The 13852-nt window shown below is 45.0% G+C and carries 15 protein-coding genes; 11 read left to right on the top strand and 4 right to left on the bottom strand.

Annotated elements, in window-relative coordinates; translation table 11 throughout:
• Positions 1 to 426 precede the first annotated feature (426 nt).
• The 3 genes from MGMO_RS01165 to MGMO_RS01160 all read left to right on the top strand — a co-directional run bounded on the left by MGMO_RS01165 (position 427) and on the right by MGMO_RS01160 (position 4278).
• Positions 427 to 816 carry a hypothetical protein gene (locus MGMO_RS01165; protein WP_023493177.1) on the top strand — a complete coding sequence of 130 codons (390 nt, stop codon included), beginning with the start codon at positions 427 to 429 and terminating at the stop codon, positions 814 to 816.
• A 1018-nt stretch (positions 817 to 1834) separates the two neighbouring features.
• Positions 1835 to 1996 (top strand): hypothetical protein, encoded by a 162-nt coding sequence (locus tag MGMO_RS19815; RefSeq protein WP_023493175.1) that lies wholly within the window; start codon positions 1835 to 1837, stop codon positions 1994 to 1996.
• Positions 1997 to 2064: 68 nt separating this feature from the next.
• Positions 2065 to 4278 carry a methyl-accepting chemotaxis protein gene (locus MGMO_RS01160; RefSeq protein ID WP_023493174.1) on the top strand — a complete coding sequence of 738 codons (2214 nt, stop codon included), beginning with the start codon at positions 2065 to 2067 and terminating at the stop codon, positions 4276 to 4278.
• A 383-nt stretch (positions 4279 to 4661) separates the two neighbouring features.
• Here the strand turns inward: MGMO_RS01160 and MGMO_RS01155 are convergent, their stop codons facing one another.
• Together MGMO_RS01155 and MGMO_RS01150 are read right to left on the bottom strand one after the other, a co-directional pair.
• Complete coding sequence (locus MGMO_RS01155) at positions 4662 to 5930, bottom strand: sialidase family protein (RefSeq protein WP_023493173.1); 1269 nt, start codon at positions 5928 to 5930, stop codon at positions 4662 to 4664.
• Between the two features lie 377 nt (positions 5931 to 6307).
• Entirely contained in the window at positions 6308 to 8023 is a 1716-nt protein-coding gene (locus MGMO_RS01150) for a lytic transglycosylase (RefSeq protein WP_023493172.1), read from the bottom strand.
• Positions 8024 to 8116: 93 nt separating this feature from the next.
• Between MGMO_RS01150 and MGMO_RS01145 the strand changes: the two genes are divergently transcribed.
• Both MGMO_RS01145 and rnhA read left to right on the top strand, forming a co-directional pair.
• Positions 8117 to 8818: a class I SAM-dependent methyltransferase gene (locus tag MGMO_RS01145; RefSeq protein ID WP_023493171.1), complete on the top strand. Its 702-nt coding sequence runs from the start codon at positions 8117 to 8119 to the stop codon at positions 8816 to 8818.
• Positions 8815 to 9258 carry a ribonuclease HI gene (rnhA, locus tag MGMO_RS01140; RefSeq protein WP_407656486.1) on the top strand — a complete coding sequence of 148 codons (444 nt, stop codon included), beginning with the start codon at positions 8815 to 8817 and terminating at the stop codon, positions 9256 to 9258. The genes MGMO_RS01145 and rnhA overlap by 4 nt, the downstream gene beginning before the upstream one ends.
• 131 nt (positions 9259 to 9389) lie before the next feature.
• Here the strand turns inward: rnhA and MGMO_RS01135 are convergent, their stop codons facing one another.
• Entirely contained in the window at positions 9390 to 10226 is an 837-nt protein-coding gene (locus MGMO_RS01135; protein WP_023493168.1) for a putative phage abortive infection protein, read from the bottom strand.
• Between the two features lie 61 nt (positions 10227 to 10287).
• Positions 10288 to 10665 (bottom strand): YajD family HNH nuclease, encoded by a 378-nt coding sequence (locus MGMO_RS01130; RefSeq protein ID WP_023493167.1) that lies wholly within the window; start codon positions 10663 to 10665, stop codon positions 10288 to 10290.
• 153 nt (positions 10666 to 10818) lie between these two features.
• Between MGMO_RS01130 and MGMO_RS01125 the strand changes: the two genes are divergently transcribed.
• From MGMO_RS01125 to MGMO_RS01100, 6 genes are all read left to right on the top strand, one after another.
• Positions 10819 to 11268, top strand: coding sequence for an SUF system Fe-S cluster assembly regulator (locus MGMO_RS01125; RefSeq protein ID WP_023493166.1), 450 nt, complete (start codon positions 10819 to 10821; stop codon positions 11266 to 11268).
• Positions 11269 to 11331: 63 nt separating this feature from the next.
• Complete coding sequence (gene sufB / locus MGMO_RS01120; RefSeq protein WP_023493165.1) at positions 11332 to 12780, top strand: Fe-S cluster assembly protein SufB; 1449 nt, start codon at positions 11332 to 11334, stop codon at positions 12778 to 12780.
• Entirely contained in the window at positions 12780 to 13037 is a 258-nt protein-coding gene (locus MGMO_RS01115) for a hypothetical protein (protein ID WP_023493164.1), read from the top strand. The genes sufB and MGMO_RS01115 overlap by 1 nt, the downstream gene beginning before the upstream one ends.
• Entirely contained in the window at positions 13030 to 13239 is a 210-nt protein-coding gene (locus MGMO_RS01110) for a type II toxin-antitoxin system HicB family antitoxin (RefSeq protein WP_023493163.1), read from the top strand. The genes MGMO_RS01115 and MGMO_RS01110 overlap by 8 nt, the downstream gene beginning before the upstream one ends.
• Before the next feature lie 22 nt (positions 13240 to 13261).
• Positions 13262 to 13555 (top strand): hypothetical protein, encoded by a 294-nt coding sequence (locus MGMO_RS01105; RefSeq protein WP_023493162.1) that lies wholly within the window; start codon positions 13262 to 13264, stop codon positions 13553 to 13555.
• 24 nt (positions 13556 to 13579) lie between these two features.
• Positions 13580 to 13828: a hypothetical protein gene (locus MGMO_RS01100; protein ID WP_235557202.1), complete on the top strand. Its 249-nt coding sequence runs from the start codon at positions 13580 to 13582 to the stop codon at positions 13826 to 13828.
• Positions 13829 to 13852 lie beyond the last annotated feature (24 nt).

Raw genomic sequence — 13852 nt, 5'->3', positions numbered from 1 at the left:
ATTTGTGTTATTATTTGAATAACCTGTTTTTACATATTTTTGGTTAGGTAACAACCACATCGTTTTCGTGCTCACCGACCGTACTCGACACTGAAAGTAAATTTATAATTTTTGCCAAAGAAACCATTCAAATTGTATTCCCTTCCCAATAGGCATCGTTTCAAAGACCAAATCGCTTAGTCCAAGATGAACATCAGGGTCGTCTGTGATTCTTGCACGCTGTATTTCAAACCAGGCCTTTTATCTGATTCCCTGCGTCAGCCAGCCTCCTTGATATGATTACATTGGCTAGGTAATCATACCAATAGCAACCATCAAGGTTTAGAAATATACTTTTTATCAACTTTTAAAATATGGGGAAATAGACGCGTCGCATGAGGCGTGAATATTCCATCCTCACTCATTTTCAATAAGATCATTTCATATATGAATACTGAACTTTCGCAACACTCACAACGGCTTTTGCCTGTATTACAATATAATTTAACGAATCTGCAAGCAACGCCAAAGCAGCGGATAACCACGCTTAGGGTTGCCTTACGAAAAACAATCGAATTTCTGAACGAACCCTATGTCAGACTCAGGTTAGAACAGCGCGGAATCAATGTTGACGAGAAACTTTTGAAACTTAGAAGTGAATTTTTGGCATTAACTAAATATCCAATATATACAGAAGATGATGCCGAAATCACTATCGAACATTACGAAAATTCACCAATAGAATTTATTGAATTCACAAGGGTTATTTTAAGCCCCGATAATTTCTGCCTTGAGTCACCCCACATTACTACTGAAGTAATCGACGAAAAAGTCTGACGGTTTAATAAACGGATTAGAGGCTAATACCCGAGGGGACTTCGAATTGAAGTAGTGTGGAAGCCTCCGTTTATTCAACCCAAATGATCTATGACCCCCATTCATCAAATGATTGCCTAACCACTGATAGATGAGTCTCATGACAAAAAACCTCTTCCTATTGGGTTAATGAATTTTTACTCAGTTGATTTTTTACTGAACAGGATTGATGTCGTTATCGCAAAAAGCTACAGGATAGCCGGTCAAACGAGGAATTGGCAGTACTTCGGCATCAAAATTGGAATAGAACTTTCGTTTTTTTGAGGTTTTCTTATTTTTTTGGTTCGTTGGAATTCAGGATGATTTTGGGCTGAGTTATGCAGCGGTCTTCTACTGGGAACGGCATAAACATGGTAATCCTGGTCGTGCTTTTCCTCGATACGGCTATATTATAGCAACACAAAATTATAGTAACGTACTGATATGATAAGGAATGGTAAATTTTTAGGGTTATGGCGCACGACCCAGTATCAATAAATTTCTTGACAAATAATTCGCATTATGAATAATTAACGTACCAAGTCAGTTTTTTCTTACCAAACCGTTATTCCAATCTATCAAAATCAAAGGAGTGGGGATGTATACACCACGCAGGTTCGGGCTAGTATTCGAGTTGATTCGCCTTTCCCATCTGACGATTGCTAATCCAATAACATATTCAAATTAAATCGGGAAAAAGCAAGCTTTTGCAGTTGGCTACGACCCTGATTGAAGAACCATTGGCATAGCATCAGCCACTTCATCGGAAGAATCCGCAGCCTTACTGGAATCATTGGCAGTCAGATTGCTAATGCCCCTTATGAAGAATGTTAGAGTCTAAGTTAGATTTTTGTGTTGCGTCCGAAACCAGGTTGAGCGATGGCCTTGTATGCTAATCCTGGTTTGCAGAAATTCCGGTATGGCCGTTTCTCAAACACCCTAGCATCTTGATACGGCTTATTTTTTATTTAAAAATTAACGTAAAACCAAGGGGATCCATATGTTATTTTCAGGCAACAAAATATTAAAATCCCGTATCGAAGAGGCGGTGAAAATCGTCGATCTGATGACGGACGGCGAACTTATCGGCCACATCGACACATCAGGCAATGATCCGGTCGTCCCACTCATGCAGGCATTGAAAAAAAAGCCGTTAAGATAGAACAGCGGGCTTTGGAAGGCCACCGTCACATAAGCACATCAACACTCTTCGATAAGGAGTTCAGCAAAGTGATTGGAGGTATCCAGGTTGGTAAACTGTCTACTCGAATGGGATTAGGTAATCTGCCGGATGGTTTATACCGAACGACTGCGGAAGGTGTCAACATGATACTCGATGCGTTGACGGAGCCGTTATTTATGTTAACGGATTATGTCCATAATATTGGAAAGGGCAATTTACCGCCTAAGATCACCACTAACTACAAAGGTGATTTTAACACCATTAAGGAATCCCTCAACGCCACCAATGACGTATTGGCTGGGCTCATAGCCAGCAAGGGTGCATTAAACAACGTCAGTACAGGGATCATGATCGCCGACACCGACCGGGACATCACCTATGTAAACAAGTCCGTGCAAAAGCTGCTTAAAGAAGCTGAAACAAGCATCCGCAAACAGTTACCGAATTTCAACGCCGACAACTTGGTTGGTGTCAACATCGACTGTTTCCACAGTACTCCGGAGCACCAAGCGCGGCTACTGAAGAACCTGACATCCAGCCACACTGCCATGTTGGAAATAGGTGGCCGCAACCTGCAGGTGACTGTCAACCCCGTCATTGATGGTAATGGCGCTGAGTTAGGCACCGTAGCGGAATGGGTAGACATGACAGCCGAATTAACGCACCAAGCGGCAGAAATTGCAGCCCGTGAGAAGGAAGAGAAACTTTCTGCCGAAAATTCCCGCATCCGCATCGCCTTGGACAATGTTTCCACCAACGTGATGATGGCCGACAACGAACATAACATCATTTACATGAATAAATCCATTGTCGGCATGTTGACACAGGCAGAGGCTGACGTACGCAAAGCCTTGCCGAGCTTCAATGTTTCCCGCCTAATGGGCTCAAACATAGACCAATTTCATAAGAAACCGTCGCACCAACGAGGCATGTTGACCAGTTTCACCAGTACCCATCGTACCCAGATCCAAATAGGTGGGCGTACTTTCTCATTGGTCGCCAATCCGGTAATTACCGAACAGGGAGAACGTTTGGGCTCGGTTGTCGAATGGAATGACCGTACCAATGAAGTCGCCATTGAAAGCGAAGTCGCTGATATCGTAAACGCTGCTGGGCAAGGCAACTTTACCAAACGCATAGAGTTGTCCGGAAAGGAAGGCTTCTTCCTAGCTTTGGGCAAAGACATCAATACGTTGATGCAAACCAGCCACGTAGGCTTGAGCGAAGTGATGCGAATATTGGACGCCTTATCGCGGGGCGACCTCACCGAAAAGATCACCAATGAATACCAAGGGATGTTTGGCCAATTAAAAGACGACTGCAATGTCACCGTGGCAAACCTGTCGAAATTGGTTTTGGATATCAAGTCCGCTGTGGAAGCGATTAACACCGCAGCCAAGGAAATTGCCTCTGGCAATACCGACTTGTCCCATCGCACAGAACAACAAGCGGCCAGCCTGGAAGAAACCGCCTCCAGCATGGAAGAGCTGGCCTCCACGGTCAAACAGAACGCTGACAATGCGAAACAGGCTAACCAAAGAGCCTTGGAATCATCGAATGTGGCGATCAAGGGCGGGAACGTTGTGCAGCAAGTAGTCGGCACCATGAACGCCATCAATGAAAGTGCCGGTAAAATTGTTGATATTATTAGCGTAATTGATGGCATTGCCTTACAGACCAACATCCTGGCCCTAAATGCAGCGGTTGAAGCGGGCCGTGCAGGTGAACAGGGGCGCGGCTTTGCGGTGGTGGCGAGCGAGGTGCGCAACCTGGCGCAACGTTCGGCGGCGGCAAAAGAAATCAAGGGCTTGATCGGCGATTCGGTCGAAAAAGTAAAAGACGGCAGTATGCTGGTCAGCGAAGCAGGCAAGACCATGGACGAAATTGTGGTCTTGGTCAACCGCGTCACCGACATCATGTCTGAGATCGCATCGGCTTCGGCGGAGCAAAGCTCAGGCATCGACCAGGTAAATCAAGCCGTGAACCAGATGGACGAGGTGACGCAACAAAACGCCGCGCTGGTCGAGCAAGCATCGGCGGCCGCCGAATCCTTGGAGGAACAAGCTGATATGTTAACCGAGACGATGGCGCAATTCCGCCTTGATTCGGGCACCGGGCTGTTGACAGTGCTCCGCCCTGTTAACAGCCCGAACGTTGTTCAAAAGCCAGTGCCACGCCTTATTGCAAATCCAGAAACACCTAAAAGTAAGGAAAAACCTGCCAAACCTCTAGATAGCGATGGCGCGTGGACGGAGTTTTAAACAGGCGCAAGGAATCAAGATAATTTCTTCATTGGGAATAGGTAAATGGAACTTCGTGTTCAAACGCTTTACGAGGTGGTGCAAACAAGGTATTTTGTTGTAGTACGAGAGGTTTGGTGTTGATAATGGTTTGTGCGCTTCTGGTTTTGCCGACGTTTAGTAATAACCGAAGGGGATCATTGTCGAATAAGCATTGGCTTATCTACTTTTCCACACAGTTTTGCGATTATGACACTGGATTTCAGGAGGGATTTTTAGGCATTTTTCACACGATAATGCGACTTGCCTAAACTAGGGAGTCCCTCAGTGAAAAATTAATAGTTAATTCTCGAATGTAGCATGGCGAGCAGTTTTAATTAAATATCGCAAAAATTTTCCGGCTATCAATTCACGTGAATCAATTGATAGCCGTCAATCTTGCTATTCCACGAGACAAACACGCCTTGCTTATTGTTCAGCAGGAATGGGAAGTCTGCTTCTGAATTGAGTCTCCCAATGGATTTTGCCGGCAACCACGTCACGCCAGCATCATTGGAATGCATTACCTTAAGCTGTGTTTGTTTGCCGTCAAATTCTGTCCAAGTCAGGATAATGTGCTGGCCTTGCGCCAGAATATCGGGGTGGCTGGGCAAGTTTTTCAACTCACCGAAAGCTAATGGGTTTGAAAAATGTTGTCCTTCATCAGTTGAATAGGCATAAAACAAACCTTGCCGGACACTACCTTGGGTAAACCAAGCAATGTGGTATCTGTCGTCTTCGCTGATGGCAAGAGCCGGGCCGTGTTCAGGACAACCCTCGATAACCCAGTTGTCGAACGTGACGCGCCAGGACAACGGTTCTTTGTTATCTGCTTGGATTTTTAACAAGCCGTGGTCCCTAATTCCGACCGGATAAATAAAGCGCGTAAACAAGACGGCTTGGTTAGCCTTGTCAAAAGCCGTAGCAATACGGCAGCAATCGCACAGGGTATCGGACACCTTTCGTGCAGGGGTGCTCAGGCCCGTGTTCCCGTCTATAGTGGTGAAGTATATGGCGTTTCCTGCCTGCCGCCAATCGGTGCGGTTGCGCTCATCGTGCCAAAACACAAAGACTTTATCCTTACGATCCACTCCGAATCGGCCTTGGAAGGTGTTGGCGTCAGCGGCATTGTCGCTTAGCGGCGCGGGCGCAGAAAAGTTGCGGCCTTCGTCCTTGGAGACACTATAAAAAATAGTGGATGGCTGGTTGCTTTCGGCGGCATAAATTATATAGATATGTCCAAGCCGATCAACAACTATGCCCGGCCTGTTTTCACCGCTTACCTTGATTTGTTGGGATTCCTTATTGATACGGACAGGTGCGCTGAAAGTTTTGCCTAAATCTGACGAAACATCGACATAAATAAAATGCTTTTCTGGCACAACCCGCCATAAGCGGCCGTCAGGGCCAAATGCCGCAGAAACATACAAGCCTCCTCCATCGGGATAATGGCTGTAATTTGTTGTCCCCGTGCTTAAGCGAACTTGATTTGTAAGATTGCAAGAGGAAATTAACGGCAATACCAAACATGTCAATAACATGCATTTCAACAATTGGCTGCCGTGTTTAAAAAGTCGTACCGAAAAACGGCTTTTGAAGCCTACAGCGAATAAGTGAATGGTTGTTTCTGTCATTTTAGGGTTTAAGTAACCTGTTGTTCGAAATTTACGTATTTGACTTAGGGACTTGTATCTAAATGTATGGCTCAATTCGAATATCTACGCCTATTTGAATAACGGCAAACACAGCACTTTGGGGGGTTGGTACCTGCGTAAGTCAGTGGACTTTTAGTGTGTTACGATTAAGTAAATATTGGCGAGTGCATCTGGGAAGCGAGCTAATTTCTTCAAAAAAATGCTAAAACGCTCTAAATAAAGATCACACTAATTCGATTGAATGCAAGTGTTGCGGTGATACCGCAATAGCAATAACTGGTTAGTGCGCTTTCATAGCGTGATCAAATTGATCCGCCCAGGGCAAAGCAAGGGATTGATAACTTCCGCCCGTCGCCTTAAGTGGCGCGATCCGTATTATCAACCAATATCTTTATGCTTTGGCCTGGAAGCAGTCCTTTGCTGGTTTGCGGGTTAGATTTACGGAGTTCATTCAAAGGCACGCCAAATTTTCTGGAAAGTTGCATCAGTGAGTCGCCTTTCTTTACCTTATAACGAATAAGGCGGGACGGCGATGCGGAAGCGAGTTGCTGAGCCCCTCCCTTTATGACTAGCTTTTGTCCCATCCGAAGGCTGCCGTTAGGCGAGATGTTGTTCCTGGCGGCAATATCATTTCGGCTGACCGCAAAGCGTTTTGAGACGTTATAAAACGTGTCCCCTTTCTTGACGATGTAGACTTGTCCACCTGACATTTTCGTTTTACCAGATTTGCTTGCTTCCATTATCACGGTTGTGTGTCTACCTGATGCAGGCACTTTCAGGTAGCCGCCTGAGTTGACCGTGTTTTTGGATAAGTGGTTAATGCGGCGCAAATTTTCAACCGTGGTACCGTGGTTCCTGGCGATAGTAGAAAGAGTTTCGCCCCGGTGAACCTGATATCTCTGGGTAGGTGTCCCTGCATAATAGCGTTTTGATACGATGACTTCCCGTTTGCGGCGTGTTTCAAATTTCTCTTCTTCATCGCGCATTTTTTGCGCCATTAATTCATTTTGGCGAATTTTTTCGGCCAACAGTTCTGCATCACGTTGCCTTTGGTCAACCCTCTCTTCATAAGGCAAGCGTGCCAGATTTTGTTTGAAAGCCTCTACGCGATGGGACGGAATCAACAAGCGGTGTGGGCCATAAGGCGCGGTGCTGCCCTTCTTGAAGCAAGGATTTAATTTTAGGAAGTGGCTAAGCGGGGTTTGTGCCAGTTCAGCGGCTTTGTCTATGTCCAGTTGGGAGCCGACATTGACCACTTCGCAATAAGGCTTGTTGGGAATATTTTGTAAACGGATACCGTATTGTTCAGCATTAGCGAATAATTTGGCAATTGCCAATAACCGTGGTACATAATCTTCTGTTTCCTTAGGAAGGTCCAAAGACCAATAGTCGGTGGGCAAACCTTGGTATTCGTTACGCATGATGGCTTTGGCAACATTGCCTTTACCCCAGTTATACGATGCCAAGGCAAGAAAATAGTCGCCATTGAATTCTTCGCTGAGACTTTTAAGGAATGTAGTGGCGGCTTGGGTAGACGCATAGACATCACGTCGGCCATCGTACCAGGAGTTTTGTTCCAGCCCGAACAAGCGACCCGTTGAGGGGATGAATTGCCAAAGCCCGGAGGCGGCACTGCGTGAGTAAGCTTCGGGGATAAACGCGCTTTCGACGACGGGTAGCAAAGCTAATTCGCCAGGCAGGTTTTTTGCTTCAATCTCATCCAGGATAAGGTGCATGTAAGGTGCGGCACGTTCCTGGACTCTGGCGATATAATCAGGATGGTTGAGGTAGTAACTTAATTCGGCATTGATGCGCTCATTATCGACTTCGGGGAAAGAATAAAGTGAAATCATCCTTTCCCAAACCGTATCATGATGGGAAAAAAGATTTCTAAGCCGTTTTTTGAAATGAAGTTTTGAAGTTTGTTTTGCCGAGTTGGTATAAGACGTTGAGGCATCAGGAGTTTCACTGACGGCTAAAGGTTCTTTGGGCGCATCGGAACAACCGGCAACGATCAATGCGATCAAAAAAATAAGAAATTTGACTGACCTGTTAGAATTGTTGCGCATCATCTAACCCTTTAAGTAAAGTTTAAACATAGGATTGGCTCATTATAGCTTGTTTTTATTGAAATATATAAAGTTAATGATAATAAAATTTAAGCCATGAAACGCGATTTCCTATTTGCTTACTACCAAACGCCACGCGGCAAGCTGTTGCGAGACCTGGAGGTCGAATACCTGGGTGGCGCGATTATCGTCAGTTGCAAGCAGACGGTCTTACAGATAGGCGGGTTAGGCTGGGAAAACGAGTTTGTCGACTGCACACTTTATACAAATTATACGATACTGGATGCCAAAAACTTAGGTTATAAGGACGCCAGAAAAATCCGTGCAAAGGCGTATCACCTGCCCCTGCAATCCGACAGCGTCGATATGATTATCCTGCCGCACCTCCTTGAGTTTGATGCTTTCCGCTTTCAGACCATGCGCGAAGTGGAACGGGTGTTGAAACCGGAAGGCACAGTGGTGATATTGAACTTTAACCCTTGGAGCGTCTGGGTTAGGTATCAATATCTGTGGGACAAGCGCTTGGCAGATTCTTGGCGCGGGCATTTTATCCGTCGAGCACGCGTCATCGACTGGTTAAAGTTGCTGAATTTTGAGGTGACGACAGTTTCCCAATTCAACCTGGATTCCATCAAAACGACGCATGTCAAAATGGCGAATGCCTTTTCCTTGTCGTCGACGGCCTATGGGGTCAAGGCGATAAAACGACGGTATAATTTGATTCCCTTAACGCCAGTAAAAAACTTAAGCCCGCGTGTTGCGCTAGCAGGTTCGGCAATGACCAGTCACCCTAAATAAAAAACATGAATGAGATGGTAATAATTTACACCGACGGTGCCTGCCGTGGCAACCCAGGCCCTGGCGGATGGGGTGCGATTCTGCGCTATAAGGACAATAAGAAAGAGTTGTATGGGGGCGAACGCGAAACCACAAATAACCGCATGGAATTGACGGCGGTGATCAATGCCCTGGAAACCTTGACCAAGCCTTGTCAGGTGCAATTGCATTCTGATTCCAAATACGTCCTACAAGGCATTACCGAATGGTTGGAAAATTGGAAAAAGCGGGGTTGGAAGACAGCGAATAAATCGGCGGTTAAAAACGAAGACTTATGGCGCAGGCTGGATGCCGCCAGATTGCCGCATCAAATCGAGTGGCTTTGGGTCAAGGGGCATTCCGGGAATAATGGGAATGACCGGGCGGATCAGTTGGCGAATTTGGGCATTGACAACTTATAAGCCGTAGCCCGCATGAAGTGTAACGAAATGCGGGGAAATAGAAGCCACGAATTCGGGTTCCTCTGTACTACTCCGTTTCCACTGCTTCATAGAATTTAGTCCTATCTGTATAACTTAGAAAAGCCGTTTTTTCATAAAAAGAACGGTTTTCCATATGCTTTAGAGTCAAGTAAAAGGTTCGTGTCAAGGTGTTTAAGCAGTCCATACTTTTCGATAAGCGGCTTAAAACCCACTTTTCCTTCTCCATAAATTCCATTGTAAAACATCAGGCAAAGTTCGTAAGATGAAAGCTGTGCGCGAGCTATATTTGCATAATTAGATTTATCGTCCTCTGATAATTGGCTCGTGTCGATAAATTTGAATACATGATAGAGAACCCGAAAATAGTGTGCCAGTAAGTGATGATGGTGAGAGAAAAAAACTTTGTAAGAAGTTATTGCCCTTTCGTTAATGTCCTCCACTTTAGTAACCTCATTATTATAGATATGGGTTAGCCTAGTTTGGTATAAGTTCTGGAAAACATAGCGACCAGTGAGATTGTTATAACTTGCTTCGGAAACCAATTCTCCGTGTCGCCGCAATAACTGAAAAAAAGTGTTTTCAAAGTTCTGTTGGGCTAGGGCTTTGTTCTGTAGCTCGAGGGCTTTTGCAGACTTTGCCAATTCTTCGGTAGATAACTTAAGTTCTTGTCTCTGCAATTTAAGCGTTAAAAGTAGGGCAATAAACCCGAGAAAACCAAAGATTGGGTTGAGAACACCGCCTAGATAATCCCCGAACTGCCCCCACTTGTCATGCTCAACTAATACCTCACCGCTAAAGTAATGAAAATATACGGATACAACACTGAAAGTTAGTAAAACAGCTATGGATGGTAGTATTACAAACGATTTTTCTTCTAGCCAACCAAAACAAGATCTTACGAAAGTAAGCTTTTGATTCGAAGAATCTAATTCGTGGCTTTCATTCATAGGCAGATGTTGTTTTATAATCAAAAAATGAATTTACAAGCGTAAATTACTAACGAAATATTTATTTCTTATTCATCAAATCCTTAAGGTTAGCAAACGGATTATGACTGCCAGCCGTTGCATTTGAAGCTGCCGCTTTCGCATTGCCAAACCGCGTTTCCTCATAGCGTTGATGCTCGTTGTCATGACAATACAGGCACAGCAATTCCCAGTTGCTGCCGTCGGGTGGGTTGTCGTCGTGGTTGTGGTTGCGGTGATGAACCGTCAGTTCGCTAAGATTCACATGGGTAAATTCCCGTGCACAACGCCCGCAAATCCACGGGTACATTTTCAGCGCTTGCCCACGGTAGGATTGGTCCCGTAATTCCTGCTGCTTTCGCGCTTCGGATACGATTTTGGCTGATTTGTGGGCATCGATTTGGGTTTTCTTTATGGTCATAATTCACCTTTTTAGGCTAGCTCGGATTCATTCTAACCGCAACTAGCTGCTGTTGCCAGCCGACAAAAATAGTAACAACTCGTGTTGTATAGCATAACCGCTTTACTCGGGAACTAAATAGGACTAAAATAGTCCTCAATTACAGGAGCAGGTATGTTACGCTTAAGCAAACTCACCGACTACGCTACAGTCATACTCAGCCATATCGCGAAAGAGAGCGGTCAAACGAATTCGGCAATGGGGGTGGCGGAAGCAACCGGAATTGCGTTGCCGACAGTCAGCAAAGTTTTGAAAATATTGGTGAATGCCAATGTGCTGGTGTCTACGCGCGGCATTAAGGGAGGTTATGCATTGGCGAGGTCACCTGAACTTATTTCTGTAGCGGACGTTATCAGTGCGTTGGAAGGGCCTATTGCCTTGACCGAATGCAGCATAAGCCATGAAGGGTGTGGGCAGGCTTCGGGTTGCGGTATCAGTGCCAATTGGGGCTTGATTAACCAGGCCATCCAACATGCGCTGGAAGTGGTAACCCTGGCGGATATGATTAAGCCAATTAATATGCCGCAAGAATTCCTGATCCCTGTTTCCAGTTTATATCGCTAGGCAAAAAACTGCCCCTGCGTTTTTTGCCTACATTACATCCTTGTAAATAAAGAGACAATTGTTATGTCCGCTAGCGCCAAAGAAATCAATAACCTGATAAACCAAAGCTATAAGCAAGGCTTTGTTACCGAACTGGAAACCGATACCTTTCCCGTTGGCCTGGACGAGGCTGTTATCCATAGACTGTCCAAGGTCAAAAATGAACCGGACTTCATGCTGGAATACCGGTTAAAAGCATTCCGCCACTGGCAGACCATGAAGTCGCCGGATTGGGCGCAATTGAACATCGAGCCAATCGATTATCAGGCGATCAGTTACTATTCCGCACCCAAACGCAAGGAAGACGGCCCCAAAAGCCTGGGTGAAGTCGATCCTCAAGTCTTGGATGCCTATAAAAAGCTGGGTATTCCACTGGACGAACAAGAACGTCTGGCAGGCGTTGCAGTAGATGCCGTTTTCGATAGCGTGTCAGTCGCAACAACATTCAAGGGTAAACTAAAAGAAGCGGGCGTCATTTTCTGTCCGATTTCCGAAGCTTTGCGCGATCATCCGGATTTAATTAAGCAATATCTCAGTTCGGTGGTTCCGACTGGCGATAACTTCTTTGCCGCATTGAATTCTGCCGTATTTACTGATGGCTCGTTTGTCTATATTCCCAAAGGCGTGCGATGCCCGATGGAGTTGTCCACTTATTTCCGCATTAACGCCGCCAACACGGGACAATTCGAGCGCACCTTGATTATTGCCGATGAAGGCAGTCATGTGTCTTACCTTGAAGGGTGCACTGCGCCGATGCGGGATGAAAACCAATTACATGCAGCGGTCGTCGAACTGATTGCGTTGAAAGACGCGTCGATTAAATACTCCACCGTACAAAACTGGTATCCGGGCGACAAGGAAGGCAAGGGCGGCATTTATAATTTCGTCACCAAACGTGCCGATTGCCGGGGCGATAACGCCAAAGTGTCCTGGACGCAGGTGGAAACCGGTTCCGCCATCACCTGGAAATATCCCAGTTGCATCTTAACCGGCGACAACACCATCGGCGAGTTTTATTCGGTGGCCGTCACCAACAACAGGCAACAAGCCGACACCGGCACCAAGATGATCCACATCGGCAAAAACACCCGCAGCACGATAGTGTCGAAAGGCATTTCGGCAGGCCGCGCGCAAAACACCTATCGCGGCTTGGTCAAAGTGTTGAAAAGCGCCGAAAACGCCCGTAACTATACTCAGTGCGATTCCTTATTGGTCGGCGACAAATGCGGCGCGCACACCTTCCCTTACGTTGAAGTCAAACAGCCGTCTGCGCAAGTCGAACACGAGGCAACGACATCCAAGATCAGCGAAGACCAATTGTTCTTCTGCCAGCAACGCGGCTTATCGGCAGAAGATGCAGTCTCGATGATCGTTAACGGCTTCTGTAAGGAAGTGTTTAAGGAATTGCCGATGGAATTTGCGGTTGAAGCGCAAGCTTTGTTGGGGCTGAGTTTGGAAGGGTCGGTTGGGTAGTGGGTAAATACAATAAAGTTTTAGAGAAAGTTATATTTGGACGTTCCGATACCAATGTTACATTTTCTGAATTAAAGCAGTTACTTTTACTTTTGGGTTTTCAAGAACGGATTCGTGGCGACCACCATATTTTTAGCAAGGAGGGTGTGGTTGAAATTATCAATTTACAACCATTGGGAGCAATGGCTAAACCTTATCAGGTTAAACAGGTACGCCAGATTATCGTACGTTATCGTTTGGAGTTGAAGAATGACTAAATACGAAATGATTATCTACTGGAGCGAAGAAGATCAGGCATATATTGCCGAAGTGCCAGAATTGCCTGGATGTATGGCGGATGGTAGCAATTATCAGGAAGCCGTTAAAAATGCTGAAATCGTTATCGAAGAATGGATAACGACAGCAAGAGAGCTAGGACATAATGTCCCTGACCCAAAGGGGCGGCTGTTATTTGCTTAGGTGATATTTAAAGCGGTGAGCTATGGATAATTCAAATAAAGAAAATAAATCACTAACTAGCGCCGTTGATTCTAAAAAAATTGTAGTAATTATTTGCTTTATCGTACTCATAATTGTCGGATTTTATTTTTACAATTTTCATAATGGGTTATCCAAAGATAATGGAGTATGGGGTACTTTTGGTGATTATGTAGGTGGAATACTTAACCCCATTATTGCGGCTTTTGCGTTTTATTTAATCGCAAAAACTTATGAATTACAGAAAACGGAGTTAGAAGAAACAAGAAAACTTCTGAAAGTATCCACTAACGCTTAGTTAGATCAGCTCCGACTAGCTGCAATGGTCACTATTTTCGATTATAAAACAAGTCAACTTTATAAGCTTGAGGATAGAAAAATGACAATGGCTAATTGGCAAAGTTCTCATAATTCCAATACAACAGGTCTGGCCGAAGGGATTGAAAAAGCAAGAATTAGCCGTGATTTTCATAATACAAATATTGAACCTCTCAACATAGAAATTGAAAAAATAAATAAAGAAATTGAAGAGCTAAGTGAAAAAATTAATATGTATTTAAAAGAAAATTAATATCTATAAGGCATCTAGAGCTGT

The sequence above is a fragment of the Methyloglobulus morosus KoM1 genome (assembly GCF_000496735.2).
Lineage (GTDB): Bacteria > Pseudomonadota > Gammaproteobacteria > Methylococcales > Methylomonadaceae > Methyloglobulus > Methyloglobulus morosus.
Note: the sequence above shows the minus strand (reverse complement) of the source record. Positions and strands in the feature narration are given on the sequence as shown.

Excerpts from the sequence above, each read along its gene's own strand:
- MGMO_RS01125 (WP_023493166.1), top strand. The coding sequence starts at position 10,819 with ATGTTACGCTTAAGCAAACTCACCGACTACGCTACAGTCATACTCAGC.
- MGMO_RS01105 (WP_023493162.1), top strand. The coding sequence starts at position 13,262 with ATGGATAATTCAAATAAAGAAAATAAATCACTAACTAGCGCCGTTGAT.
- MGMO_RS01110 (WP_023493163.1), top strand. The coding sequence starts at position 13,030 with ATGACTAAATACGAAATGATTATCTACTGGAGCGAAGAAGATCAGGCA.
- MGMO_RS01150 (WP_023493172.1), bottom strand. The coding sequence starts at position 8,023 with ATGATGCGCAACAATTCTAACAGGTCAGTCAAATTTCTTATTTTTTTG.
- MGMO_RS01135 (WP_023493168.1), bottom strand. The coding sequence starts at position 10,226 with ATGAATGAAAGCCACGAATTAGATTCTTCGAATCAAAAGCTTACTTTC.
- MGMO_RS01155 (WP_023493173.1), bottom strand. The coding sequence starts at position 5,930 with ATGACAGAAACAACCATTCACTTATTCGCTGTAGGCTTCAAAAGCCGT.
- MGMO_RS19815 (WP_023493175.1), top strand. The coding sequence starts at position 1,835 with ATGTTATTTTCAGGCAACAAAATATTAAAATCCCGTATCGAAGAGGCG.
- MGMO_RS01165 (WP_023493177.1), top strand. The coding sequence starts at position 427 with ATGAATACTGAACTTTCGCAACACTCACAACGGCTTTTGCCTGTATTA.
- MGMO_RS01100 (WP_235557202.1), top strand. The coding sequence starts at position 13,580 with ATGGTCACTATTTTCGATTATAAAACAAGTCAACTTTATAAGCTTGAG.
- MGMO_RS01130 (WP_023493167.1), bottom strand. The coding sequence starts at position 10,665 with ATGACCATAAAGAAAACCCAAATCGATGCCCACAAATCAGCCAAAATC.
- sufB (WP_023493165.1), top strand. The coding sequence starts at position 11,332 with ATGTCCGCTAGCGCCAAAGAAATCAATAACCTGATAAACCAAAGCTAT.
- MGMO_RS01145 (WP_023493171.1), top strand. The coding sequence starts at position 8,117 with ATGAAACGCGATTTCCTATTTGCTTACTACCAAACGCCACGCGGCAAG.